General features: G+C 59.7%; 21 protein-coding genes. 13 read left to right on the forward strand and 8 right to left on the reverse strand.

Features of this window, described 5'->3' with window-relative positions:
* Positions 1 to 48: 48 nt before the first annotated feature.
* The 5 genes from ftsH (at position 49) to JJ917_15645 (ending at position 7,625) form a co-directional block, all read left to right on the forward strand.
* A complete protein-coding gene (gene ftsH, locus JJ917_15625) occupies positions 49 to 1,980 on the forward strand; it encodes an ATP-dependent zinc metalloprotease FtsH (GenBank protein MBO6700257.1) in 1,932 nt (643 codons plus the stop codon).
* A 174-nt stretch (positions 1,981 to 2,154) separates the two neighbouring features.
* The gene (locus JJ917_15630; protein ID MBO6700258.1) at positions 2,155 to 3,498 is read left to right on the forward strand and encodes a phosphoglucosamine mutase; all 1,344 of its coding nucleotides are present in this window, start codon (positions 2,155 to 2,157) and stop codon (positions 3,496 to 3,498) included.
* Between the two features lie 253 nt (positions 3,499 to 3,751).
* Positions 3,752 to 4,576: a porin family protein gene (locus JJ917_15635; protein MBO6700259.1), complete on the forward strand. Its 825-nt coding sequence runs from the start codon at positions 3,752 to 3,754 to the stop codon at positions 4,574 to 4,576.
* A gap of 181 nt (positions 4,577 to 4,757) precedes the next feature.
* Positions 4,758 to 5,927 carry a phosphoserine transaminase gene (locus JJ917_15640; GenBank protein MBO6700260.1) on the forward strand — a complete coding sequence of 390 codons (1,170 nt, stop codon included), beginning with the start codon at positions 4,758 to 4,760 and terminating at the stop codon, positions 5,925 to 5,927.
* A 111-nt stretch (positions 5,928 to 6,038) separates the two neighbouring features.
* Positions 6,039 to 7,625 carry a phosphoglycerate dehydrogenase gene (locus JJ917_15645; GenBank protein ID MBO6700261.1) on the forward strand — a complete coding sequence of 529 codons (1,587 nt, stop codon included), beginning with the start codon at positions 6,039 to 6,041 and terminating at the stop codon, positions 7,623 to 7,625.
* A gap of 59 nt (positions 7,626 to 7,684) precedes the next feature.
* On the opposite strand, the gene JJ917_15650 is transcribed toward JJ917_15645, so the two are convergent.
* Entirely contained in the window at positions 7,685 to 8,611 is a 927-nt protein-coding gene (locus JJ917_15650; GenBank protein ID MBO6700262.1) for a DMT family transporter, read from the reverse strand.
* Between the two features lie 310 nt (positions 8,612 to 8,921).
* Here JJ917_15650 and JJ917_15655 point away from each other — a divergent pair, with 310 nt between their 5' ends.
* Positions 8,922 to 9,326, forward strand: a complete 405-nt coding sequence (locus JJ917_15655) for a hypothetical protein (protein MBO6700263.1) — start codon at positions 8,922 to 8,924, stop codon at positions 9,324 to 9,326.
* Between the two features lie 140 nt (positions 9,327 to 9,466).
* Here JJ917_15655 and JJ917_15660 read toward each other — a convergent pair whose 3' ends face one another.
* Positions 9,467 to 10,153: a thymidine kinase gene (locus JJ917_15660; protein ID MBO6700264.1), complete on the reverse strand. Its 687-nt coding sequence runs from the start codon at positions 10,151 to 10,153 to the stop codon at positions 9,467 to 9,469.
* 15 nt (positions 10,154 to 10,168) lie between these two features.
* Entirely contained in the window at positions 10,169 to 11,104 is a 936-nt protein-coding gene (locus JJ917_15665) for a DMT family transporter (GenBank protein ID MBO6700265.1), read from the reverse strand.
* A 203-nt stretch (positions 11,105 to 11,307) separates the two neighbouring features.
* Here JJ917_15665 and JJ917_15670 point away from each other — a divergent pair, with 203 nt between their 5' ends.
* Positions 11,308 to 12,606, forward strand: a complete 1,299-nt coding sequence (locus tag JJ917_15670; protein ID MBO6700266.1) for an adenylosuccinate synthase — start codon at positions 11,308 to 11,310, stop codon at positions 12,604 to 12,606.
* 186 nt (positions 12,607 to 12,792) lie between these two features.
* The gene (locus JJ917_15675) at positions 12,793 to 14,256 is read left to right on the forward strand and encodes a hypothetical protein (GenBank protein ID MBO6700267.1); all 1,464 of its coding nucleotides are present in this window, start codon (positions 12,793 to 12,795) and stop codon (positions 14,254 to 14,256) included.
* 3 nt (positions 14,257 to 14,259) lie between these two features.
* On the opposite strand, the gene JJ917_15680 is transcribed toward JJ917_15675, so the two are convergent.
* Positions 14,260 to 16,269, reverse strand: a complete 2,010-nt coding sequence (locus JJ917_15680; protein ID MBO6700268.1) for an adenylate/guanylate cyclase domain-containing protein — start codon at positions 16,267 to 16,269, stop codon at positions 14,260 to 14,262.
* 268 nt (positions 16,270 to 16,537) lie between these two features.
* On the opposite strand from JJ917_15680, the gene JJ917_15685 reads away from it, so the two are divergent.
* Positions 16,538 to 17,863 carry a hypothetical protein gene (locus JJ917_15685; GenBank protein ID MBO6700269.1) on the forward strand — a complete coding sequence of 442 codons (1,326 nt, stop codon included), beginning with the start codon at positions 16,538 to 16,540 and terminating at the stop codon, positions 17,861 to 17,863.
* A 14-nt stretch (positions 17,864 to 17,877) separates the two neighbouring features.
* Entirely contained in the window at positions 17,878 to 18,855 is a 978-nt protein-coding gene (locus tag JJ917_15690; GenBank protein MBO6700270.1) for a FecR domain-containing protein, read from the forward strand.
* 84 nt (positions 18,856 to 18,939) lie between these two features.
* Here JJ917_15690 and rpoH read toward each other — a convergent pair whose 3' ends face one another.
* Positions 18,940 to 19,833, reverse strand: coding sequence for an RNA polymerase sigma factor RpoH (rpoH, locus tag JJ917_15695; protein MBO6700271.1), 894 nt, complete (start codon positions 19,831 to 19,833; stop codon positions 18,940 to 18,942).
* A 142-nt stretch (positions 19,834 to 19,975) separates the two neighbouring features.
* Positions 19,976 to 21,001: an RluA family pseudouridine synthase gene (locus JJ917_15700; protein MBO6700272.1), complete on the reverse strand. Its 1,026-nt coding sequence runs from the start codon at positions 20,999 to 21,001 to the stop codon at positions 19,976 to 19,978.
* Here JJ917_15700 and JJ917_15705 point away from each other — a divergent pair.
* Positions 21,000 to 21,392, forward strand: a complete 393-nt coding sequence (locus JJ917_15705) for a hypothetical protein (GenBank protein ID MBO6700273.1) — start codon at positions 21,000 to 21,002, stop codon at positions 21,390 to 21,392. The genes JJ917_15700 and JJ917_15705 overlap by 2 nt on opposite strands.
* Here the strand turns inward: JJ917_15705 and glpK are convergent.
* Both glpK and glpD read right to left on the reverse strand, forming a co-directional pair.
* A complete protein-coding gene (gene glpK, locus JJ917_15710; GenBank protein ID MBO6700274.1) occupies positions 21,389 to 22,873 on the reverse strand; it encodes a glycerol kinase GlpK in 1,485 nt (494 codons plus the stop codon). The genes JJ917_15705 and glpK overlap by 4 nt on opposite strands.
* A 70-nt stretch (positions 22,874 to 22,943) precedes the next feature.
* A complete protein-coding gene (gene glpD / locus JJ917_15715; GenBank protein MBO6700275.1) occupies positions 22,944 to 24,500 on the reverse strand; it encodes a glycerol-3-phosphate dehydrogenase in 1,557 nt (518 codons plus the stop codon).
* A gap of 170 nt (positions 24,501 to 24,670) precedes the next feature.
* Between glpD and JJ917_15720 the strand changes: the two genes are divergently transcribed.
* Both JJ917_15720 and JJ917_15725 read left to right on the forward strand, forming a co-directional pair.
* On the forward strand, positions 24,671 to 25,756 hold the full coding sequence (locus JJ917_15720) for a hypothetical protein (protein MBO6700276.1): 1,086 nt from the start codon (positions 24,671 to 24,673) through the stop codon (positions 25,754 to 25,756).
* 12 nt (positions 25,757 to 25,768) lie between these two features.
* Positions 25,769 to 26,788, forward strand: coding sequence for a hypothetical protein (locus tag JJ917_15725; GenBank protein ID MBO6700277.1), 1,020 nt, complete (start codon positions 25,769 to 25,771; stop codon positions 26,786 to 26,788).
* Position 26,789 lies beyond the last annotated feature (1 nt).

Here is a 26,789-nt window from a genome sequence, read left to right on the forward strand (position 1 = left end):
ATCTGCTGGCCAGCCCAAACCCTTTTCCTGTCGAGGATTGGACCTTTTATGAACTCCAACTTCCGTAATTTCGCCCTGTGGGTGGTGATCGGCCTGCTGCTGGTGGCGCTGTTCAACATGTTCTCCGGCCCGACCCAGCAAGGCGGTGGATCGGACATTGCCTATTCGCAGTTCCTCTCAGAAGTGGACAATGGACGCATCCGTGACGTGACCATTATGGGCCAGCAGATCACCGGTGTTTACACCGATGGAAGTCAGTTCCAGACCTTTGCCCCGGATGATCCCAACCTTGTGCAGGATCTCACCAATGCTGGCGTGCGCATCAGTGCACGACCGCAGGATGAAGGCTTCTCGCTGTTCTCGGTGCTGATTTCGTTCGGCCCGATGCTGCTGCTAATCGCCGTATGGATTTACTTCATGCGCCAGATGCAGGGCGGCGCGGGTGGCAAAGCAATGGGCTTTGGCAAGTCGAAGGCCAAGCTTCTAACCGAAGCGCATGGCAAGGTGACGTTTGACGACGTGGCCGGCATCGATGAAGCCAAAGAAGACTTGGAAGAGATTGTTGAGTTTCTGCGCGACCCGCAAAAGTTTCAGCGCCTTGGCGGTCGTATCCCACGTGGCGTGCTGCTTGTCGGCCCTCCGGGTACGGGTAAGACGCTGACCGCTCGTGCGGTTGCCGGCGAAGCCAATGTACCGTTCTTCACCATTTCCGGTTCGGACTTTGTGGAAATGTTCGTTGGTGTCGGTGCTTCTCGTGTGCGCGACATGTTTGAGCAGGCCAAAAAGAATTCACCTTGCATCATCTTCATCGATGAGATCGATGCAGTTGGTCGCCATCGTGGTGCCGGTCTTGGCGGCGGCAACGATGAGCGCGAGCAGACGCTGAACCAGTTGCTGGTTGAGATGGATGGCTTTGAAGCCAATGAAGGCGTGATCATAATCGCGGCGACCAACCGCCCCGATGTTCTTGACCCTGCATTGTTGCGTCCTGGCCGTTTCGACCGTCAGATCGTTGTGCCGAACCCCGATATTGTCGGCCGCGAAAAGATCCTGAAAGTGCATGTGCGCAATGTGCCGCTTGCACCGGATGTGGACTTGAAAGTGCTGGCACGCGGAACGCCTGGGTTCTCTGGTGCTGATCTGATGAACTTGGTCAATGAGGCTGCTCTGTTGGCCGCCCGCCGGTCCAAGCGTCTGGTCACGATGAGCGAGTTTGAGGACGCCAAGGACAAGGTGATGATGGGTGCGGAGCGCCGTACGCTGGTCATGACCGAGGAAGAGAAAAAGCTGACGGCTTATCACGAGGCCGGCCACGCCTTGGTGGCGTTGCACATGCCAGCGTCTGATCCGATCCATAAGGCGACCATCATTCCGCGCGGTCGTGCGCTGGGTATGGTGATGCGCTTGCCGGAAAAGGATCAGGTCTCGCTGACACGCGCCAAATGCTACGCCGATTTGGCCGTGGCGATGGGTGGCCGCGTGGCGGAAGAAGAAATCTTTGGCTACGAGAAAGTGACCTCCGGGGCCTCGGGCGATATCCAGATGGCAACCAAACTCGCCAAAGCGATGGCCACGCAGTTTGGCATGTCCGACAAGCTGGGTCCGTTGCTCTATGGCGAGAACCAGCAGGAAGTGTTCTTGGGCCATTCGGTGGCGCAGAACCAGTCTGTGTCGGAAGCCACGCAGCAATTGGTGGATGAAGAGGTCAAAGCCTTTGTCGAGCAAGGCTACCAGACGGCCAAGAAGATCACGCTGGACAATATCGACCAGCTCCACACCATCGCCAATGGTCTGTTGGAGTATGAGACCCTGTCCGGTGATGAGATCAAGGCGTTGCTGGATGGCAAGCCGCCTGTGCGCGAAGATATCGACGATACACCGACGCGCTCGCGTGGGTCGGCGGTACCAAGCGCCGGTCACAAGCCCAAAGACAAGGGCGGCGATGAAGGCGTTGGCGATATGGAGCCGCAGCCAAGCTAGGCGCCCAGTTTACCAAAACCGCAGAAAACCCCGGCAGCGATGCCGGGGTTTTGTTTGTATTGTGTAAAGCTTGGTCACGATCTTTGATGGCGTTTGCGCTTGCGCTAACCGGGCCTTTGCGCGCACACGCTATGGTCTGGGTTTCAATGGTACTGGGTCGCTAGGGGTTTAGCAGTGGTACGGCGTTTTTTCGGGACTGACGGCATTCGCGGGCGAGCCAATGCGGGCAACATGACTGCGGGCGTTGCGATGCAGGTCGGTATGGCCGCCGGCAAACTGTTCACCAATGGTGGCCATCGTCACCGCGTGATCATCGGCAAGGATACGCGCCTTTCCGGATACATGATTGAAAACGCGCTGGTCGCAGGCTTTACCTCGGTGGGCATGGATGTGTTCCTGGTCGGGCCTATGCCGACGCCGGCGGTTGCCATGCTGACGCGCTCGCTGCGCTGCGACCTTGGCGTGATGATTTCCGCCTCGCACAACGCCTTTCACGACAATGGCATCAAGCTTTTTGGTCCGGACGGCTACAAGCTGTCCGATGAGATCGAGCTTGAGATCGAAGCGCTGATGCAAGCGCCGGTTGAGCAGCTGTTGGCTGGCCCGGCACAGATTGGCCGCGCCAAGCGTCTTGATGGCGAGCAAGCGCGTTATATCGAATTCGCCAAGCGCACACTGCCGCGATCAATGAGCCTGTCAGGCCTGCGTATCGTGCTCGATTGCGCCAACGGCGCTGCCTACAAGGTCGCGCCAGCCGTGCTGTGGGAACTTGGCGCCGAGGTGATTACAATCGGTGATGATCCGGACGGTACGAACATCAATGCCGGCTGTGGGTCCACCCAGCCGCAGGCGCTATGCGACAAGGTTCGCGAGCTGCGCGCCGATGTTGGGATCGCGCTGGACGGCGATGCCGACCGCGTCGTTCTGGTCGATGAGCGCGGAAGCATCGTTCAGGGCGATCAGCTGATGGCCGTTGTGGCCGACAGCTGGCGCGCCGATGATCGGCTGACGCAACCAGGTGTTGTGGCAACCGTGATGTCGAATCTTGGCCTGGAGCGCTACCTGGAAAGTAAGGGCCTCGGGCTGGTGCGCACCCAAGTTGGTGACCGCTATGTGGTCGAGCATATGCGCGCCAATGGCTACAATGTTGGTGGCGAGCAGTCGGGGCACATTATTCTCTCTGATTTCGTGACCACCGGCGATGGGCTGGTCTCGGCGCTGCAAATTCTGTCGGTTGTGGCGCGCGAAGAGCGCAGCGTGTCGGAGATTTGCAGCCGCTTTGAGCCGGTGCCACAGATCCTTAAAAACGTGCAGTTTGAAGGCGACAGTCCGCTGGCGCGCGATGCCGTTCAAGAGGCGATTGAGGCGGCCAAGCAACGTTTGGGCAATCAAGGACGGCTAGTTATTCGACCCTCTGGCACCGAACCGCTGATCCGCGTGATGGCTGAGGGTGACGATCCGGCGCTGGTTGAGACGCTGGTTGACGAGCTGTGCGAAACACTTCGCAAAGCCGCCTAACTTTCTGAAAAAACTGAAATTCTCGGCATGATCCTTCCCAAGGGGAAGGGCGGCTTGTCTCGTTTCAACACAAAGCTTCCTTTAAGTATTCACCTGGTGTTAACTTGCCTTAACGTGCCATTTACTTTAATTTTTAACGTTAAAAATCAAGGTTAAGCCTGCTTTAACCTCTGCCCGTCATAGTTGTTCTCGCAAACGGCCCATTGCCACCTTTGGCGTGAGCCCGTTCGACAGCGAAGAAGGAATTGATGTGATGGGTACATCCAAATCTCTGTTCATCGGTGCGCTCGCCTCGACCCTGTTCTCAGGGGTGGCCTATGCAGCCGACTACATTCCACCGCCAATCGTCGATTTCGAGCCGGAATATGAGCTCGAGATCGGTGGCAACCTCTACCTGCGCGGCTATATCGGCTTCACCAACCAGGAAGTTGATGAGCTGGATCCCTCGCGGCTTGGAACTGCCGCCGTGATCGACGTCTTGCACGCACAGTTCGAAGCGGGTGGTCTTGTTGGTGGCGCGGTCGGTTACAGGCTCAACGACTGGTTCCGCGGTGATATCAGTGCTGAGTATCGGATGCGCACGGCCTTTGATGGCCTGGATCGCTACGACACAACTGGCGATGGTACATGGGATGGGACCAACGACTACACCGCTGATAAATCGGAAATCGTCCTGCTTGCGAATGCCTTCGTCGATATGGGCAGTTACCACGGCATCTCGCCCTACGTCGGCGCCGGTGTTGGTGCGTCGTACACGATGATTGACGACATGGTCGATGTGAACACGCCTACTGGCGGCGTTGCTTTTGCAGGTGACAACGGCGAATGGTCGTTGGCGTGGGCTCTCTATGCTGGTCTTGGATTCGAAGTGAACGATCAGCTGACCTTGGACCTTGGATACCGTTATCTTCACATTGGCGACGCTGAATCCGGCGATGTCGATCCATTTACCGGCGGTGCAGTTGTCAGCCCAGTTCTGTTCAACGGCATTTCATCGCACGATGTAACACTCGGCTTCCGTTATGCCTTGGGCGGTTTCGGTGGCGGTGGTGGCGGACACCATTACAGCAGCTACTAAGCTCCCTTTTCCTTACACACGACTTCAAGCCGCTGGTTCTGCCAGCGGCTTTTTTGCGCCAGCTCCAGCCAAAAGCTGGTTGGTAGATTTTCGCAATTGACGGCGCCTTCCTCTTCGCTTAGTGCCGGCGGTGGGACACCTCTCCCCAACGAGAGGCTTTCTATCTGGAAGGATAGCCATCATGAGCACTGCAATGCCCGGCACGCGGCCGGTTAATCCGCATTTTTCGTCCGGCCCCTGCGCAAAGCGCCCCGGCTGGACCCTCGACGGTCTGCAAGATGCAGCCCTCGGACGTTCTCACAGATCATCGGTCGGTAAGTCGAAGCTGAAAGAGGCGATCGACAAGACGCGTGCGATTCTGGACGTGCCGGACGATTATCGCATCGGCATCGTGCCAGCGTCCGATACGGGCGCCGTTGAGATGGCGATGTGGAGCCTGCTTGGCGCCCGCCCGGTGACCATGGTTGCCTGGGAGAGTTTTGGCGCTGGCTGGGTGACTGACGTCGTCAAGCAGCTCAAACTCGACGCCACCAAGGTCGAAGCGGCCTACGGCGCGCTGCCAGACATGGCAGCTATCGACTACAACACCGATGTCGTTTTCACTTGGAACGGCACGACCTCGGGCGTGCGCATGCCAAACGGCGATGCCATCGCCGCTGACCGCCAGGGCCTCACTATCTGCGATGCAACTTCGGCGGCATTTGCGCAGGATTTGCCATTCGACAAGCTCGATGCGGTGACCTTCTCCTGGCAGAAAGTGCTGGGTGGGGAAGCGGCCCACGGCGTTCTCATTCTCTCCCCCCGAGCGGTCGAACGTCTTGAGAGCCACACGCCGGCTTGGCCGCTGCCGAAGATCTTCCGGCTCACCAAAGGCGGGAAGCTGATCGAGGGCATCTTCAAAGGCGAGACCATCAACACGCCCTCCATGCTGTGCGTGGAAGACTATCTGGATGCGCTGAATTGGGCCGAGTCGATTGGTGGATTGAAGGGGCTCATCGCCCGCGCTGATGCCAATGCCGATGTCATCGACACCTTTGTGCAGGCAACGCCTTGGATCGACTATCTGGCAGAGGGTCGCGAAACACGCTCCAACACTTCGGTTTGCGTGAAAATCGTCGACCCGGACATTCTGGCACTCGATCATGCGGCCCAAGCGGCCTTCGCCAAGGCCATCGCCAAGCGCTTGGAAGCTGAGGGCGTGGCGCTCGATATTGCGGGCTACCGCGATGCGCCTGCTGGTCTTCGCATCTGGGCTGGAGGCACGATTGAAGCCTCCGACATGGAGGCGTTGATGCCGTGGCTCGATTGGGCGTTCGCGCTTGAGAAAGCAGCGCTCCAGGCTGCCGCCTGATCGCCATTTCTCTCTTCTATGGTCGGCGCGGAAGCGCCGCCTAACCGTGTTTTGGTGCCAAGTCTGGCGACCATTTCCCCAACTCATTCATGACAATCAGGAGTGCCTCAGATGGCCCCTCGCGTTCTTATTTCTGACAGCCTTTCACCCACGGCCGTGGACATCTTCAAGTCTCGCGGTATCGACGTCACCTTTGAGCCAGGCCTCGGCAAGGACAAGGAGAAGCTACTGTCCATGATCGGCGATTATGATGGTCTGGCAATCCGTTCGGCCACCAAAGCGACTGACAAACTGATTGCCGCTGCCGATAACCTGAAAGTGATCGGTCGAGCCGGTATCGGTGTCGATAATGTCGATATCGCAGCCGCGACCTCGCGCGGCATCATCGTGATGAACACGCCCTTCGGCAATTCCATCACGACCGCCGAGCATTCGATTTCGATGATGCTGGCCTGTGCCCGTCAGATCCCTGCCGCCGATAACTCGACGCAGGCTGGCAAGTGGGAGAAATCAAAATTCATGGGCGTGGAGGTCACTGGCAAGACGCTCGGTTTGATTGGCTGCGGCAATATCGGCTCCATTGTCGCGGATCGCGCGATTGGCCTTAAAATGCGTGTCGTGGCCTATGACCCCTTCCTCACCGAAGAGCGTGCCGTGGAGCTTGGCGTCGACAAGGTTGAGTTGGATGAGCTTCTGGCCCGTGCCGACTTCATTACGCTGCACGTGCCAAAAACCGACAAAACGGCGAACATCCTTTCCGCCGATGCCATCAACAAGATGAAAAAAGGCGTGCGCATCATCAACTGTGCCCGCGGCGGCCTGGTCGATGAGAACGCGTTGCGCGCTGCGCTCGACTCCGGCCACGTGGCCGGTGCTGCCATGGACGTTTTTGCCGAAGAACCTGCCACCGACAATGTGCTGTTTGGAGCGCCGAACCTTGTTTGCACGCCACATCTGGGCGCAGCCACCACCGAGGCGCAGGAGAATGTCGCGCTTCAGGTGGCCGAGCAGATGGCCGATTACCTGACCACTGGTGCGGTCACCAATGCGCTCAACTCGCCGTCGATCTCTGCTGAAGAGGCGCCGCGCTTGGCACCGTTCGTCAAGCTTGCTGAGTTGGTTGGCTCGTTTGCCGGTCAGCTGACGGAAACCGCGATTGAAGGTATCACCATTGAGTACGCCGGGGACATTGCCGAGCTTAACACCCAAGCGCTTTCCTCGGCTGCGCTGGCTGGCGTTCTGCGTCCGCTGCTTTCCACCGTCAACGTGGTTTCGGCCCCAGCGATGGCCAAAGAGCGCGGCATCGCGCTGGAAGAAACCAAGCGTGGTCAGGAGGGCGCCTATGAGACCTATATGCGCCTGACAGTCACCACAGAGCGCCAGAAACGCTCGGTTGCCGGCACCGTGTTTGCCGACGGCAAGCCGCGACTCATCCAGATCAAAGGGATCAACATGGAAGGCGAGTTCGGCGAGCACATGCTTTACGTAACCAACAACGACAAGCCGGGCTTTATCGGTCGCTTGGGCACGCTGTTGGGTGCGGAGAACATCAACATCGCGACGTTTAATCTCGGTCGTGCCGAAAAAGGCGATGATGCCATCGCGCTTGTCCAGGTCGATGAGCCGGTGAGTGATGATGTGCTCAAGAAAATCGAAGAGCTGGAAAATGTGGTTCAGGCCAAGCGGCTGAGTTTTTAACCAGCGAAATTAGATCCCAAAAGCCCCGGACGCCTGAGGCGATCCGAGGCTTTTTTTGTTCAATCCCGCGCCAGGCGCTTGCGCACGTAGCGTAGGGGCCGCCCGTCCAGAACCATCAGCCCAACGCCGATCACCGTTAGCCCAAGCAGTTTCAGCGCATCCATCGTATCGCCGAGAACCGGCACGGCGATGAGCACCGTGAACACCGGCACCAGCAGCGTTACAAGCGATGTGTTGGTTGCGCCGGCGGTCTTCAAAATCTGAAAAAACAGCATGTAGGCGAGTGCGGTGGAGACAATCGCCAGCGCCAGCACCGAAAACACGACCGGCGGGGAGGGCACGCCGATCTCAAGCGGGCTCTCGACGAGGAAGGCCAGCGGCACCATCATGACCGAGGCGGCGGTGAGCTGACCGGTCGCGGTTGCCATCGGGTTTTCGGCGGCAAAACGCCGTCCGAACACGCCGGACAATCCATAGGCGATCGATGCACCGATGATCGCCAGTTCGGCCAGCAAATGATCGCCGAGGCCGAGCAAGTGGCGCGGTCCGATCACCAACACCACGCCAGCAAATCCGATCATGAGGCCGATGATTTTTGTCACCGTAAAGCGTTCGTCGGCCAGGACCAGCCCGGCGATCAGCACGGTGAAAAAGGGAGTGGCTGCGTTCAGGATCGACGAGAGCGAGGCCTCAATGAACTGCTGGCCCCAGAAGATCAGCGAGAAGGCCAGCACATTGTTGAGCGCCCCCATCAGGAAATAGGCGCCCCAGGCCCTGCGCGTGGTCGCCAAGCGTACGCCCATGACCAGACAGGCAATGTGCAGCGTGGTCGCGGCCAAGGAGACGCGCAGCAGGACCAGTGTCAGCGGTGGGATTTCAGCGACGGCCACTTTGCTGAAGACGAAGGAACTGCCCCACAGGGAGGCAAGCAACAGCAGCAGCAGCCAGGCGGTCGTCGACATGGTTTTTTGGGTGGTAGCAGGCATTGGCGTCCGGCAGTTGCAGAAGGTTGGCCGACCTCTAGTCGCCTTTCATCGCCGGTACCACCCGTTTTGCGCCGTTGCGGTCAATTGGCGCGAACGTTGTCTCACGCCATCTCGCTGGCCCGTTGCCTGCCATTTCTAACGCCGTCGTTGACAGAACACCCGCTAACAACCTGCCGCTGGGCTGAGAGCAGCGGCTAATAATCACTGACTAGGAAATGGGTGAATTAAGGTTACTAACTTCTTACTCTGCAATGCAATTCACACTCTGTTAGGTTTCGGCGCCTTTTGCGTAACCGAACCGATGGTTGAAATGACCGCTAGAAAGATCACCAAAGGGTTGTCTGTGACCGCGCTTATGGTTGTCACTTTCGCCTCAGCGCATGCTCAGAACCTAGGTGTCTGTTCACGTACACTCGCCGATGCCGAGCTCGGTGCGCCTGTTTGCGCTGGAAACGCTGCCTATTGTGAGCGTTTTGCTTTCAATTGCCAGATTGCTGGCGGACAGGTTTTGAACCTGAGCGAACCCTATCAATGCCGCAGCGCCTGCTACGTTTGTCAGGGCACACCTGACCCTGTGATCGATCTTTTCTCGGGCAACATCGCCCATACCTGGCTCACCTGCCAAGACGACGATAACGAGGATTCTCCTGAGCCTTCTTCACCGGCGCCGCCCGAACCAAATATTGTTGAGGAAGAAGAAATCGAACCCCAGTAGCCAACTGCATATCCGGCAGACTGGACAACCAGTCGGTTTCGCCCTTTTCGGCTTCGACCGGTCATATGGTGGTGCGCGGGAGATGTCATCAACCGCATTGGCCGTCCACAAGGCATCCTGTTGGCCAAGTCACGGCAAGCCTAGCGCTGTGAGCTGTCTGGCTTGCCATCCTCGTCGTCGGGACGGAAGGTGCCGTGAACGGGGTCAATCGGCTTGATCGAACCGCCCTGGGCTTCATTGATCGCGTGGCGCCAATGCTTGCGGCAGAGCGAGATATAGCGGTCATTGCCGCCGATCTCGACCTGCGCGCCGCCGGTGACTGCTTTGCCGTCTTCGCCGACGCGCACAACCATGGTGGCCTTCGACCCGCACCAGCAAATGGTGCGCACTTCCCGCAGTTCGTCGGCAAGCGCCAGCAGGGCTTTTGAACCAGGGAAGAGTTGGCCGGCAAAGTCGACCCGCAGGCCATAGGCCATGACAGGAATTTTGATGTCGTCAACGATGCGGGCCAGCTGCCAAACCTGTTCCTCGGTCAGAAACTGGGCCTCATCTACCAGGATGCACGCGGGGCGTTCATCGCCGCTCTTGGCGAGGCTCGCCAGGTGACTGACGGTGAACTCGTAAAGGTCTGTTTCACGCGTGTAGGTGTCGGCCGAGGCCTTGATGCCGATGCGTGAGCCGATCACGCCTTCTCCAGCCCTTTGGTCGAGCTGTGCCGTCAGCAAGACCGTCGTCATGCCCCGTTCGGCATAGTTGTAGGCCGCCTGCAAGAGCATCGTCGACTTGCCAGCGTTCATCGTTGAATAGTGAAAGTAGAGCTTCGCCATGGCGTGTTGGTGGCACTATTTGGGAACGGACTCAGGCGTGGTTTGTGCAGCGATGCGGTCGGCACGGCGTTTGCCGGCCCACTCGGCCAGCATGACACCGCTGACCACAAACACAATGCCAGCCGCGTGATAGCTGGCAAAGGCCTCGCCGATGATGAGGACGGCAAGGCCCGATCCGAACACCGGCACCAGATTGATGAACACGCTGGCGCGGCTTGGTCCGATCAGTTCCACGCCGCGCACCCAGAACACCTGGGACAGCAGTGAGGGAAAGATGACGATGTAGGCAAGCAAGGCCGGCACCTTCCAACTCGCCTGCGGGTAGACGCCTTGGGACACCTCCCAGACCGCCAAGGGGAATGCCGTGACCGTCGCGCCAATGGCCATCAGAAGCATGAACACTTGCCAGGGCAGCTGCGGTTTGTAGCGCAACAGAATTGAGTAGAGCGAATAGACAAAGACGCCGATCATCATGATGACGTCGCCGATGTTGAATTCCAGCGCCATCAACCGGCTAAGGCTGCCTTGGCTCACGGTGATCAGGATGCCGATCACGGAGAGCAAAACGCCCAACCCTTGAAGCGCACTGATGCGCTCGCGGTAGATGATGAACATGAGCAGCATCACGACCGAAGGGAAGGCCGATTGTTCGATGGAGACGTTGAGCGCGCTGGTGAAGTTGAGCGCGCCGTAAAGCGCAAAGTTGAAAAAAGAAAACCCGAGCACGCCCAAAAACGCCACGAACAGACCGTGCTTGCGGATCGTGTCGCGGTGCGCAGCAAGGTGTGGGCGGGCGACCACATAGACAATGGAGACCACCAATGTCCAACGCACAAAGGTCAGCGTGAATGGGGGAATCACCCCGGCCGCCAACTTGCCGGCGATGGCGTTGCCAGCCCAAAACAGTGTGGTCAGTGTGAGCAACAGGTAGGGGCGGTCGAAGAATTTCATGCCCGCACCAACACGTTTTGGCATCGCGGCGCAAGGCGTCGGTGGACGCGGGCGTGCATTCGCCTTGGTAGGGGCTTGCATCCTCTGAAGATGTGCTAAGGGAAAGCGAACGCCCCGGTGGTCGGTTGAGCCTTCAATCATCATGCGGGGCGCCTTTGTGTTTGGCACAAACAGACGTGCGCCAAAAACGGGAATGGATGAGAATGGCAAATGTGGTGGTGGTCGGCTCGCAGTGGGGCGACGAGGGCAAGGGTAAGATCGTCGACTGGCTGTCGGAGCGTGCCGATGTGGTGGTGCGATACCAGGGCGGGCACAATGCCGGTCATACGCTTGTTGTTGGCGAGACCGTCTACAAGCTGTCGCTTTTGCCGTCAGGCATTGTGCGCAAGGGTACGTTGTCGCTGATCGGCAATGGTGTGGTCATCGATCCGCACCATCTGGTCAAAGAAATCGCGACGCTTGAAGATCAGGGCGTTGCGATCACGCCAGAGCGGCTGCGCATCGCCGATAACGCCACACTAATCCTGTCGCTGCATCGTGAGCTGGACGGCATGCGCGAAAGCGCTGCCACGCAAACCGGCACGAAGATCGGCACCACGGGGCGTGGCATCGGCCCCGCCTATGAGGACAAGGTTGGCCGTCGGGCGATCCGCGTGATGGATTTGGCCAATCCAGCTACGTTGCCGGCCAAGATCGACCGCCTGCTCGCCCACCACAACGCGCTGCGGCGCGGGCTGGAAGCGCCGGAGATTCAGGCGCAGGCTGTGCTCGATGAGTTGCTGCAGGTTGCCGACAAGATAACGCCTTTTATTGATCGGGTTTGGCAGGTGCTGGATGAGCACCGTGCCAAAGGTTCACGCATCCTGTTCGAAGGCGCGCAGGGCGCGTTGCTAGACATCGACCACGGCACCTATCCGTTTGTCACCTCCTCCAACACCGTGTCAGGCCAGGCCGCGACCGGCTCGGGCATTGGTCCAGGCGGGATTGACTATGTGCTTGGCATCACCAAGGCGTACACCACTCGGGTGGGCGAGGGGCCTTTCCCAACCGAGCAGCTCAACGAGATCGGCGAATTTCTTGGCACCAAGGGCCATGAGTTTGGTGTCGTGACCGGGCGCAAGCGTCGTTGCGGCTGGTTCGATGCCGTGCTGGTGCGCCAGACGGTTAAGACATCCGGCATTACCGGCATCGCGCTTACAAAACTCGATGTGCTCGACGGCATGGACGAGTTGATGATCTGCACCGGCTATGAGGTGGACGGCGAGGTGATCAACTATCTGCCAGCCAGCCAGGGCCAACAGGCTCGGGCCAAGCCGGTTTACACGCGCATGGAAGGCTGGTCCGACACGACGGCAGGCGCGCGCAGCTGGGCTGATTTGCCGGCCCAGGCGGTGAAATATGTGCGTCTTGTCGAAGAGCTGATCGACGCGCCGGTGGCGCTGCTTTCGACCAGCCCACAGCGCGATGACACAATTTTGGTCCACGACCCTTTTAAGGATTAAACGGTATTGTGTCGGGCTGCGTCCTTAACAATGTGGTCGGCTTTGATGTGCTAAGCCATTGATCTGGCAGATTGTCCGCGTGCAAGCCATTGACCGGCACTGTGTTCATTGGGCATTACTGGCCGGGAGAGGTGCGCGTGACGGGTATTCGCGCAGGTGGCGGCACGCTTCTAGATTGGTGTGAGTATGGCAGATTTTGATGCAATTCTGCGCAAGGCGCTGGCTTCACGGCCTGGTGCGCCGGGCGAAGAGCGTCGCAAGATTTATGAGCGTGCGCGGCAGGCGCTTGTCCGTCAGTTAACCGGCTTTGAACCGCCGCTTCCTCCGGAAGACATTTCGCGCCAACGACTTGCGCTTGAATCGGCCATCCGCAAGGTTGAAGCTGATGTGGCTGCCAATGGTGGTATTTTACCAGGCGCCCCGGCTGCTGCACCGTCCGCACCCGCCACGCCGCCAGTGGCAACACCTGCCACGCCTGCGCCAACACCGCCGGCGCGGCCAGCACCGGTCTCGCGGGCAACACCGGTTGCGCCACCGCCGACCACGCCAGGCATTGCGCCCACGCCAGCCAGACCGCCTGCTCGGCCTCCTGCGCAGCCTGCGCCAGTAACACCTGCAGCACCGGTCTCGCCGCCTACGGCTCCGTCGGCCGCCACACCAGCTGTTGCTGTGCCTGCGGCTGCCGAAGGACCACGGTTCGATCCGCCACCGACGTTTGACGATCCGCAGCCGGTGACTGTTGACGAACCGGCAGCGGCCGATCTGCCTGATTTTGAACCTGAGCGCAGCCAGCCTGAAACCAAGCCCGCCAAGAAACGCAGCGGCATGGCCGGCATGCTGGTTGGCGTGATTGGTCTTTTGGTTGTTGCAGGCGGCGGCATTGCCGCCTGGCAGCTCGGCTTGCTCGACCCCTATTTGACGCAGGATGAACCTGGCGAGGAGGTTGCGGTCATCGCCGAAGAGCCGCTTGAAGAAGCGCCGGAGGTTCGCACCGTAGGGTCCGACCCAACGCGTTCCAGCGAACGCCTTTTGCCCGACAACCAGGGAACGGTTGAACAAGTGCCGGCGGAGACGCCGAGCACAACGCCTGAAGTGGCCAGCACCGAGCCGACTGGGTCAGGTCTACCAGTTGCGCAAACTGCGATCCTTTATGAGGAAGGTTTGACGCCTGATGCTGACGGCTTCACGGCGCCTGGCCGTGCCGTATGGCGCCTGGAAGAAGGTGACAATCCGGCAATCCTCGGCACGATCGAAGTGCCGGCGCGCGGCATTCTCATGAACATGCGCATCAGCCGCAATCTTGATGATGCCCTGCCTGCGACCCACTTGATCGAGTTTGATTTTGAACTGTCCGAAGCGTTCCCCGCGACAAGCATCGCCGAGTTGGTCGGTGTTGTCGTGAAGCCGCAGGAACAGTCTGGTGGCGATCCGCTTCGCGGCGCCATCGTCGATCTTGGCGAGGGTGTTTTCTGGCAGGCTCTGGCAGCCGGTGAAGCCGATCAAGCGGTCAATGTTCCACTGCTCCGCGATGGTCGCTGGTTCGATTTGCCGATCCTTTACGACGACAATCGCCGGGCCATCATCACCTTCGAAAAAGGCAATGACGGTGTGGCCGTGTTCCAGCAGGCGCTGAACGCCTGGTCGAATTAGGGTTCATTGGTTCGCCATTTTGACGACGTGGACGGTGACTGGCTGACGGCGGCCTTTGACGAGGTGGTCACCTGCGCCTTCCAACAAGTCGCCCAAGCTGGGATCGTACGACAAGGCGTCCTGCCGCGTTTGATCGGTGATCAGGATGGTGCGGTTGAGCGTGCCGGTGAGTGTTTCGACCCGGGCGGCGAGATTCACGCTGTCGCCGATGGCTGAATAGGCAAAGCGTCGCTTCGAGCCCATGTTACCGACAAAAGCTTCGCCGGTGTGGATGCCAACGCCCATAGCGAGTGGCTCGGCTCCTTGCGCCTGACTGGCATTGTAATGCTGGATTGCGTCGACCATCGCGAGGCCTGCGCGCACGGCGCGTGCGGCGTGGTCGTCCTGATCAAGTGGGGCGTTCCAAAATGCCATCATCCCATCGCCCATGAACTTGTCGATCGTGCCTTCCTCGGCAAGCACCGCTTCGGACAAGGGTTCCAGCAAGCTGTTGAGCAGATCAACGGCCTGGGTGGGTTCCATGGTTTCGGAGCGCGAAGTAAAGCCGCGAATGTCCATAAAGAGCACGGTGACGGTGCGCCGTTCGCCGTCGAGTTTCAGGGCGCTCGGATCGCTCTCCAGACGCGCCAAGACCGGTTCAGCGAGATAGTGGGCAAAGGCGTTGCGTATGAACCGTTGGCGTTGATCGGTCCCGATCAGAACGGGCACGGTGACCGCACCAAAGGTCAACAAAGTCAGCGCGATGGGGAAGCTGGCGTCGACAAGCATCAGCCTAGCGGAGAACGCCCACCAGGAGCCGGCGCCAAGTGCGATGAGCGTTAGGACGGCGATCAGGGCAGCGCCGATCGGGCGAAGTGCCAGGGCCGCGGCGATCACGATCAATCCTGCGATGGCCATCAAAGTGAGTTCCAGGCCCACGGTCCAATCCGGCCGGGCAAGATGGGTACCAGCAACGACATTGGCGATGGCCTGCGCGTGCATGGTGACGCCAGGTACAATGGTGCCAAGTGGGGTGGCACGCAGATCAAACAGGCCGGGCGCGGAGGTCCCGACAAGCACAATGGTGCCGCCCAAGCGCGAGGCAAGTTCTGATGGATCGGATCGAGCGGCGAGCACTTCGGCGGCTGGAAGGGTGAGGGTGGGATCGAGGGTGCCATAGCGGATGCGATAGGTGCCATCGGCGGTCAGCGGTGCCGTCAAAGCGCCGACCCGCAAGTCTTGAGGAATGCCGATTTCCGGCGCGGTGGGTGAAGGATTGGTGCGCACAAGCAGGCTCTGAGCGCCTTGCGCAACCCGCAGCGCTTCGATGAACAAGCTGGGTAGCATTGATTGCTCATCGCCATCGCCCACCCTTGTCAGCGCGGGGATGCGGCGGACGACAGCATCATCATCGCGTGCCGAGACATGGATGCCACCAAGGCCTTGGACGGCTCTTTCCAGGATTGCCAAGTTGCCGACGACCGCGTTGGTTCCGGTAAGGGCGTCAGCGGGCGTCGGGCCCACCATTGCCAGGCCGGCAATCGGCTGGAACTCAGATCCTGTTTGCGCCGTCGCGACACCCATTACGCTTGGTGAGGCCTGCAACGCGCCTGCAAAAACCTCATCATTGGTGGGCAGGCCCGTAAGCGCAGACCGCAACTCGTTTGCCAGTTCACCCGGTAGTGCCAGGCCTTCGACAGCGCGCAAAGGACTTGTGCGATCGGGCTCGGGAAACAGCATGTCGAAGGCGATCACGGCTGCACCGGCATCGCGCAACGTGTCCACCATGTCGGCTAGGAGGGTCCGCGGCCACGGCCATTGGCCGAGCGCAGCCAAAGACGCGTCATCGACGTCGATAATCCGCACCGGCACCTCGGCGCCGAGTGTCGGCGGATCGACGCGTTGGTAGAGATCGAAGACGCGCTCGCGAACAATTTGGACAAAGCCAGGGTCTGCCGCCCGGATCACAAGGCCTCCGCTGAGACAGCCCAATCCAAGAATGATGGGGACGAGAAGGCGGGCAAGGCGCTGCATGGCCTATCGTTAGCGGCCAAACGCGCGTTTCGTCCAGCCGATTGTCCGAGCGGCACAATTGCCTGGCTTTTCGCCTTCGGGCCCTTGCTGTGCGCTGAATCGGCAACAGTCCTGCGGTTTTCCGAGCAGAGAACGGGTCAACTGGCTACCGGGTACTTGCCCGTACGTCCATTTCTTACCAAAAGGTTAAATCAGGGCTTGCGACACGTTACGGTGGTGGGGCGCGCGTCATTGGCCTGGCCTTTTCGGGGTGAGATGGATGCGTATCGTGGGTGGAGTGCTCGACCGTTTGGTGCTGGCGTGTTGCTTGGCTATCGGCCTTGCCATGCTTCTGCCCGCCGATGGTTTTGCGTCCAGTGCGCGCGTGCAAGCGGCCTATGATGCTGTGCTTGCCAACCCCGACGATCTGCAGCGAAATGTTGATCTGCTAGAGGCGCAGCTAGCCGAGAGCGACTTCGAAGCGGCCTCCGTCACGCTGCAGCGCATTCTTCTGCAAAACCCGAACTTCGACGAAGCGCGGCTGGTCCGCGCGGCAGTTTTCCTGCGGTTGGGTGATCATGCTGGCGCAGCCAGTGACTTGGCCTATCTGGAAAACCGGCCGCTCTCGCCAGATGATCGGGCTGAGGCGGCGCGTTTGGCGGCCGAGGTTCGCGCCGATCCATCGGCGGCGACACTGGACGGGGTTATCCGGTTCGGCGCGGTCTATGACAGCAACCCGGGACAACGACCCGGCACCTTCACCCTCGGCGGCCAAAATTTTGCCTTTCCGGCGGAAGGCGCCTTTGGTGGGTTCGGCGAACTGCAGTTCGTCGGCGAACTTCCGCTGGGCGGCGAAGGCCACAGTTTGCGCGTCGAAGGCCATGGCTTTGCTCGCGCGCATGTCGATGACTCGCGTGGCCATTCCTATGCGCGCCTTGCGGCCGGTCCGCGCATCGATCTGGGTTTTGCTTTTTTTGATCTGATGGCCTTGGCGCAGGCTGAGTTCGTCGGCGGTCACTTTTATGGCAGCCGGTTGGGCGGACGTGCGCAGCTCATCGTTGATGTGTCCGATCGCGTGTCGGCGAGCGTGCGGGTGGAAGCGGCGCATGACCGCGCTGATGTGAACCTCTTCTCGACCACCAATGTCGGTGATGGCGATGGCTGGGAGTTCTCCGGCACGCCTTCGATCACCTATCGCATCACTGATAGTTGGGACGTCACGGCCCACGCGCTTTACGCCACCAAGGATGCGGGAAGCGCCTGGTTCAGTTACGATGCTTATGGCGGCGGACTTTCGGTGCGGTACCGCAATGCATCGGGCTACCAAGTACGATTGGGCGGGTCGGTGCGGGACGTCTCCTACGATGCGATCAACCCCAATGTGATCCCCGCCACAGTGGCGCGCGATGAACGGCGCTACACTTTCGATGTGGCCGTTGCTGCGCCGTTTAATTTGATCTTCGATCATCTCGGCGTTGATGGCGACCGCAGGTGGGCGAGCGGATGGTCGTTGGAGACCTTTGGCCGCTACGAAATCAATGACTCGAACATCCCTGTCTATGACAGTGATAACTGGACCGTAGGGCTTTCCTTCGCCCGCCGGTTCTCCCTATGACGAGGCGCAAAACGATGACGCGCAGAACGATCACTGAGGCGATCCAGCATCCCATGACGCTGTTTGCGTTCATCGGTCTTGTCGGCGCTTTGCTGATTGCCGTCGTCGCGCCGGTGCAGTCGCAACAGTCGCAGGTTGGCGTGGCTGCCGCCGTCCGCGGTTCAGTCCAGGTGCAGTCAGGCGGCGCGGCGCGCGCGCCGTCGGGTGGCGAGGCGATGCTTCTGGGCGATCGCGTCGTGACGCAACGCCAATCGGGAATGCAGGTGCTGTTGCTCGACGAGAGCGTGTTCACGATCGGCGAGAGCAACGATCTGGTGATCGATCGATTTGTCTATGACCCTGATCGCTCGGTTGGTGAGATTGCAGCCCGATCAACTCAAGGTTTTTTGCGGTTTGTCTCCGGTGGTGTCGGCGCCATTGCACCGCAGAACGTGTCCATTGAAACGCCCTCGGCGACCATTGGATCACGAGGGACAACGTTTGATGTGGTCGTCGGGGCGGAGGCCGTCGCGTTGGCACAGGCGGCTGGTATGATCCCGCCGGGAACGGTGGTTGATCCTGCGATCGCCGTCTTCGTCGTCTTGCGCGGACCCTCGACAAGCTATGGTGGGATTACGCAGCGTGGACGGGTAATTGTTCAAACGGCTGGCGGATCGGTGGAAATTCGGCGCCAAGGGTTTGGCGTGTTTGTCCCGGCCCGTGGTGCACCGCCGATCGGTCCTGCGCCTGTGCCTGGGGCAGTCCAATCGCAGATCATCGCATCGATTGAGCTGCCTTCTGTCGGCACCACCCGCACGGTCAACGGAGTCACACTGACGGAGCTGCCAAGCATCGACACGCTGCCATCTGACTTACTCCCTGGCCCCAATGGCAACAACCCAGACGTGACAGGGCCAGGATTTGACTACCCTTGCAACAAGATGAAGGGCGGTGCATCGGCCAAGCAGTTGAGCACCTACGATCCTGTCACTACACCGTCATCGCCATGCTGAACCGATAGCGCGAAAAAAAGGCCGCCCGATATTCCAAGGAATGTCGAGCGGCATTTGAGGGTGCGGTTATTGCTGGGTTGGGCGCTACCGTGCGTCCATGCCGCCTTCTTCCAGCATGGCTGAGGCGGCGACAACGGCTTCCTGAACCTTCTCGAACGCTCGCACTTCGATCTGACGTACGCGCTCGCGGCTGACACCGAACTCCTGAGACAGTTCCTCAAGCGTCATCGGATCATCCGACAGGCGGCGCATTTCAAAGATGCGGCGTTCGCGATCGTTGAGCACGTCCAGGGACTCACGCAGCATCGCGCGGCGGTTGTCCTTTTCTTCGCTGTCGATCAGCATGACTTCCTGGCTGTCGGAGTCATCCACCAACCAGTCTTGCCATTCCAGGCTCTCGGAGTCCTGCCGCACCGTGGCGTTGAGCGAGGTGTCGCCGCCGAGCCGACGGTTCATCGAAATCACCTCATCTTCCGACACGTTCAGTCGGTTGGCGATTTCTGCCACCTGCTCGGGCTTCAGATCGCCCTCTTCAAGCGCAGAGATTTTGCCCTTCACCTTGCGCAGGTTGAAGAACAGCCGTTTCTGATTGGCTGTGGTTCCCATTTTGACAAGGCTCCAAGAGCGCAGAATGTACTCTTGGATCGAGGCTTTGATCCACCACATGGCATAGGTCGCCAAGCGGAAGCCCTTGTCCGGGTCAAACCGTTTGACCGCCTGCATGAGGCCGACATTGCCCTCCGACACGACTTCGCCGATCGGCAAGCCGTATCCGCGATAGCCCATGGCGATCTTGGCGACGAGCCGCAGATGGCTGGTCACCAGCTTGTGGGCGGCGTTGGCGTCTTGGTGTTCGACAAAGCGCTTGGCCAGCATGAACTCTTGGTCCGGCTCAAGCATTGGAAATTTACGGATTTCGGTGAGGTAGCCGGAAAGACCACCATCAATGGACGGTAGGGTGGAAACTGATTGTGCCATGTTTGACTGCACGCTCCCTTTTTAGTCTCTCCCGATAGAGGCGAGAGAAAAGCGGGCCCTTTTTGATAAAGCGACCCCATTTTGAACGTTGGATATAGGTATTGATTTGGCCAAAACAGGGGCTGGTTGCATTACAGTTTGTTCACGGTGCGGTGAGCAAAGCCTCAAGTTCTTGTAATTGCTTGTCTAATTCCACTTCGAAGCGCATGATTTCACCGCTTGTCGGGTGGGTGAACTGCAGTGTTTTGGCCTGCAGAGCCTGCCTGGGGAAGGCCAATATCGCCTGTCTGACGGGTTCTTCGAAGCGGTTGGCGCGCGTGCGACCGCCGCGTCCATAGTCCGGGTCGCCAACCACACCATGGCCGATATGCGCCATGTGCACCCGGATTTGGTGGGTACGACCGGTTTCCAGGCGGCAGGCGATCTTGGTGATGGCGGGATTGTCTGAATCGCCAAAGCTCGCCAGTCTCTGACCATGAGTGATGGCTTCGCGGGCGTCTGGACGTTTGGAGACGGCCATTTTCAGCCGGTTGGCCCGGTCCCGACCGATTGGCGCATCGATGGTGAACTGCGCTTTGGTGCCGCCCCAGACAAAGGCGGTGTAAATCCGTTCCAGATCGTTGGTGCGGCCATGGTCGGCGAACTGCGCTGAAAGGTGTTGGTGCGCCTGGTCGGTCTTGGCCACGACCATGACGCCAGAGGTATCCTTGTCCAGGCGATGGACAAGCCCCGGTCGCTTGACGCCGCCAATGCCTGACAGGCTATCACCGCAATGATGCAGCAACGCGTTGACCAGAGTACCGGATGGATTGCCGGCACCGGGATGGACGACCAGACCTGCTGGTTTGTTGATCACGATGAGCGTGTCATCTTCAAACAAAATATCCAGCGGGATCGCTTCGGGTTGCGGGTTCGGATCTTCGGCCTCGGGAACGGTTAGGACGATGGTTTCGCCGCCTCGCAGTTTGACGGCGGGGTTAGTGTGTGGCGCACCGTTGAGAACGCAGTGACCGTCCTTGATCAGTGCCGTGATGCGGCTGCGCGACAGGCCTGTTCCCTCGGATATGGCGGCCAACGCGGCGTCGAGCCGCTTGCCCCGGTGCTCGTCAGATGCTTGAAGGCGCAGCACATCGCCTTCCTTACCTTTTTCCAGGATTTCATCGCTCATGGCGTCTCAAAACCCCAATGTTTCCCAGTCTCCCGACGAGGAAGAACCGCTCGACCCGCGGCTTGAGGCGGTCGCGCACAAGATGCGGCGTCTGTCGTTGGTCTCATCAGGGATCATGTTTCTGGGTGTTTTTGCGGTGCTTGGGGTCATCCTCTACCGCTCCCTTGCCGATCCGTCGAGCGATGGGCAGGTGTCTGCCTATCCTCCCAATCTGACCGCTGGCGACGTGCGCACAGTCGTTGTGGAAAATGTGCCCGGTGCCATTGTCGATGGCATGAGCGTGGACAACCGCTCGCTGTTTGTCAGCGCGCGTGGTGAGGACGGTCCGGTGATCCTAGAGATCGACCGGGCGACCTGGCAGATTGTCTCGACGGTGCGGTTCAGCGACTAATTCGTGGAAAGAGTGCGCTTCACCGCATCGTGCCAACGGTCCATGTGGAACTGCCGGGTTTCGGCGTCGAGATGCGGCGTGAACTCCGCGTCCCTCTTCCAGGTGGAGGCGAAAGTCTCAAGGTCCGGGCAAAGCCCGGCTTTGAGTCCGGCCAGATAGGCCGCGCCTTTTACCGTAGTTTCCAGATCGTCAGGGCGTTCAACCGGGGCGTCGAGAATGTCGGCAAGCAATTGCAATGTCAGGTCCGATTGCGTCATGCCGCCATCGACGCGCAGCACCGAGCGTTCGCCTTCGGGCCAGTCGCGGGCCATGGCGTCGAGCAGATCGCGCGTTTGGAAGGCAACACTTTCCAGCACCGCGTGGGCGAAGTCTTCCGGCCCGGTATCGCGGGTGATGCCGTAGATCGCACCGCGCGCATCGGGGTCCCAATATGGCGCGCCGAGCCCGACAAAGGCCGGAACCAGCGTGATCGCGCCACGAACGCCTTTGTTGGCCAAATCGTTCACCTGCGGCGCGTTCTCGATCAGTTTCAATCCGTCGCGAAGCCACTGCACAGCCGCCCCAGCGATGAACACTGATCCTTCCAGCGCGTAGGTGGGTTTTCCATCAAGGCGATAGGCGAGGGTGGTGAGCAGGCGGTTTTTTGACTGAATGCGCTCGCTACCCGTGTTGAGCACGGCAAAGAGGCCCGTGCCATAAGTGGCTTTGACCATGCCGGGTTTGAAACAGGCCTGGCCAATCGTCGCGGCGTGCTGGTCGCCGGCGCAGCCTAGGATCGGAACGGATGCCCCGAACACGGACGGATCGGTCGTGCCAAATTCATCAGCGCAGTCGAGCACCTCCGGCAGAAGGGCGGATGGAATGTTGAAGAGTTTCAACAGATCATCCGACCACTCTTGTGTTCCGATATCAAAGAGGAGCGTGCGGCAGGCGTTGCTGGCATCGGTCACATGGCGCTTACCGCCGGTGAGCCGATAGATGAGAAAACTGTCGATAGTGCCAAAGGCCAGTTCACCATTGCTCGCCCGGGTGCGCAGGCCTCGATCCTGATCAAGCATCCAGGCGAGTTTAGAGCCAGAGAAATACGGGTCGAGAAGCAGGCCGGTTTGCGCTTGAACCATTGGCTCAGCGCCATCGGCTTTCAGGCGGCGACAGGTTTCGGCGGTCCGTCGGTCCTGCCAAACGATGGCGTTGCCGATGGGTTTGCCGGTCGTGCGATCCCAGAGCACAACCGTCTCGCGCTGATTGGTGATGCCGATGGCGGCGATGTCAGAGGGTGTCTTGCCGGCCTTGTCGAGCGCGCTTTTGACCGTTGACTGCACCAACGACCAGATGACCTCGGCATCGTGTTCCACCCAGCCATCGGCCGGATAGATCTGCGGCAGCTCTTCTTGGGCGCTGGCGAGCACCTGCAGGGAGGCGTCGTAGACGAGCGCGCGGGCGGACGTGGTGCCTTGGTCGATGGCGAGGATGAGGCTCATGGTGGGTCTCCCGATCAGGTTGTCGGCGCTCTAACGGCGCCGTTGGTCAGTGCATGCTTGTGTCTGGGTGTTACGCGGCGGCGCGCCTTGCAATCAAGGTATCAATCGCGGCCTGCACCTCGTCAAACGCCTCTTGGGGTCGGTCGATTCCAAGTTTGCAGCGGCGGAAAAGGACATCCTCGGCCGTGCGTGCCCATTCCTCCTCCACCATGTGAGCAATCTCGCTTGGAAAGAGGCCGCATGTCAGTGGCGTCTCTTTGCCCGCGCCGATGATGCCAGCGATTGACTGTGCCGAGCGTCCATAGAGCCGCACCAGCCGTTCGGCCTGGGCGCCTGCATCGACGACGCCGAGTGCCTGCGAGAGCTGGGCTTGAACCTGTTCCAAAACGTGACCGCGTGCCACATCGTCAACAAAGGCATCATCGAAGGCGGTGTATCCGGTCCAACCGCTTTCCAGGCCGTTTGACGACGGGCTGGTGACCGTTGCCAGATCGTCCACGACCTTTTGGGAGAGCGTGCGGAAGGTGGTCAGCTTGCCGCCAAACACATGGGTAAGACCGGCTTTGAGATGCTTGGCCGTGATGATCTTGTAGTCGCGCGTGACTTCCTGAGCATTTTGCGACCCATCGTCGAGCAGCGGGCGTACGCCGGCAAAGGTCCAGGCGATGTCGTCGTGGGTGAGCGGTGTATTCAGATAGAGATTGGCGGCTTTCAAAAGATAGTCGGTCTCTTCCTCGGATATGTGGACCTCTCCGGGATCAAGATGATCGGCGTCCGTCGTTCCGATCAGCGCAAATTCACCTTGATAGGGAATGATGAAAACCACGCGCTCGTCAGGCTGTTGGAAGAGGTAGGCATCATTGAGGCCAGCCGGTCGGCGCACCACAATGTGCGAACCGCGCACCAAACGAAGTCCGATAGGTGAGTTCGATCCGGTGAGCAGATGCGCGACTTTGTCGGCCCATGGGCCGGCCGTATTGACCACATGACGGGCGTGGATCTGATATCGGGCGCCGTCGCTCTGGCGCTCCATGGTGAGTTTCCAAAGGCCGTCGCTGGGGGTTGCCTCGACCAGTTTTGTGCGCGGCTGAATGGTGGCGCCGCGCTCAGCCGCATCAGTGAGGTTGGCAAGCGTCAGGCGCACATCATCCACCTGGCAGTCATAATAGGTGAAGCCGCGCGTGCGCAGGTCGGGTTTCAGGACATCGCCTGCCGGATCAGCGGCAAGATTGATGCCCTTCGAACCAGGCACCTTCCGCGTCATCGACAGATTGTCATAGAGAAACAAGCCAAGCCTGATCAGCCAGGCCGGGCGCATGCCCGACCCGTGCGGCAGCACGAACCGCAGCGGCTCAACCAGGTGCGAAGCCACCGAAAGAAGCCTGGCGCGTTCAATGAGCGAGGCGCGTACGAGGTTGAACTCGTTGTGCTCCAGATAGCGCAGGCCGCCATGGATGAGCTTGGTCGACCAACTCGATGTGGCGCTAGCAATGTCGCCCATCTCGACCAACAGGACCGAGTAGCCGCGTCCGACAGCATCGCGCGCAACGCCGGCACCGTTGATGCCGCCGCCGATCACGCACACATCGACCGCTTTTGGGTTTCGCTCGCTTTGCGACTGGCTCATGGAGGCGGGTCCTGAACGTTGCTGGTGGGCCACAGTTGCCACGCGCGAAGGTCTAGCATGTGGCTCAACTTTGGTCTTAAGTCGCAAGGACGTCGGTGAAAACCGGCAAATCGTCACCAATTATGATTTACCACACCGCAGCGAGCGGACTTACGAGGGAATGAAAGAGCATGGCACGCGCAAAGTTTGATGAGTTGGAGCGCGGCATCGCGCAAACGCGGGCCCAAGTGCAGGAGATCAATTCCACGCAAGAGAAGATCGATGAGCGTCTTGGCACGGTGCTCGGCGACAGCCAGATGCAAACGATCGACGTCAACATCGATGATCAGGACTTCAAGGCTGTGGTGGAGAACGAAGACAAGTTGCAGGGCAACATTGCCTCGCTTGTCTACGGCCTGGACGAAATCACCCAGACGTTTGGTTCTGAGTTCAAGTCGATGAGCGAGTCGACATTCATGGAAAAGCTGACGGGCATTTTCTCGCGCCGCCGCGCTGAAGAGATGAAAACGAGCCGTATCCGCAACGCGGACATTCGCTCCAACCTCAACAATCTGATCGAAAAGTCCGAAGTGATCCGCGGTCTGCTGGAAGAGCAGTTGGCGGTGATCGATGACCGGCTGGACAAATCCAAGACGGCCCAGGCCGATGTGCTGGACCGCGCGCAGACGACCGCCCGCCAGATCGAGGAAACCGATGCACAGCTTGACGAGTTGGCGCCGCAGATTTCGGCCATTGATGCCAAGATTGCTGATGCGACCGGCGAAGAGTTGAAAGCCCTCCAGGCCGACCGGGCGGAGCTTGCCAACACCTACAATGAGGCGACGGCCAAGAAGCAGGAGCTTGTGGCCACGCAGCAGTCTTTCGAGCGTTACGGCTCGATCTACGCCAACTATGTGGAAAGCTTGGCCAAGCAGAAGGCTGCACAGCAGACTCTGATCTCCAAGCTCAACATCGACACCGAACAGCGCACGATCATGTACGATGCGCTGGTGGAATCGCTGCGCACGTCGGCTCAGCAGAACATTGGTCACCGAATTGATGATGTGGGCCGGGAAACTGATGCGCAGGCCGAGGCCATGATCACGCAGATTGGCATTTCTTCTGAAAACCGCATCGTTTCCATGATGGAAGCGCATGAGATTTACATGAAGCGGACTGCTGACATTCGTCAGAAGGCGGACCTTGCCAACGCGGAGTTTGCACGCCGCTTTGGCAAGATCGTCGATCAGGTCGAATCCGGCAAATATGTCGAATAGGTCTGCGCAGCTTTGAATGCGATCCACCAAACAACCCCCGATGTTCGGCGGGTCTATTTCCAGACACTGGCGCGGGTAACCGCTGGGCTTCTGCAATCCTCCGACACGGTGTTGGTGGATTTGGCCGCGCGCCTTGATGCGCTGTTTGGCTTGCTCGACAAGCGTGATGCTGGCGGCCTGCCGGCGCGGGTTGACCGCAATGATAGCGGCTTGCCGATCCTTGCCGATGTGATCGCGCTGGCGCGGGACGTGAAAGAGCGCAAAGAGCCGGAGCAAAGTTCTGCAAGCCTGCGCGAACGCCTGCTCGATCAGATGATGGAGCGACGTCGCGTGCCACGCGCCTTGCAATTGCAGGAGATTGGCCGGGTCATCTATCAGGAGGCGGTGCGTGGCGCGTTGCCGATATTCTGGCCGGAGGGGCGTTCGCTGAACCCCCAGGATGAGGGGCGGTTGAAGCAGATTTCCTGGGATCATTGGGACGGTGGCACCAACCGGCCTGTGTTCACCCAGGCGTGGCTCGAATATCGCCAGCCCCAAGCCTTCCCTCATACCGAGATGCAAGCTTTGGCGCGCAAGTTCTCCGGTACCGGATTTACGCCTTTGGCCAGTGCTATTGAGTTCGATGATGCGTTCGACACGATAGCGCTGAAACGCCTGAAACGGTGGACGCTGGGGCCGTTTTATTCGCCCATCTTCATGGATGTTCCGCCAGCATTTGAGCCCTTGTTTGCCGATCTGCCCATCGAGGATGCCTGGATGTTTGTTTGGCACGTCGATGAGGTGATGTCTGTGGGCACCGAAGAGACCAAAAGCTGGTTTTTGGCGCCGACCCGGTACCGCGAAACCTATGCGGTGGACACTACCGATGGGCTGGCCACAGAGCGTGGCGCCAGCGCCTCGCGCGCCCATGCACTGCTGCCGCACCGCGCTCATCAAAAACTGGCTGGCTATGATGGTGGGATCGACACGCTGATGCGCGGCATGCGCGTGCACTCGCTTTCGCCGGGCGGTGAGCTGTTTGAGGATATCTGAG

The sequence above is a fragment of the Hyphomicrobiales bacterium genome (genome assembly GCA_017642935.1).
GTDB lineage: Bacteria > Pseudomonadota > Alphaproteobacteria > Rhizobiales > MH13 > MH13.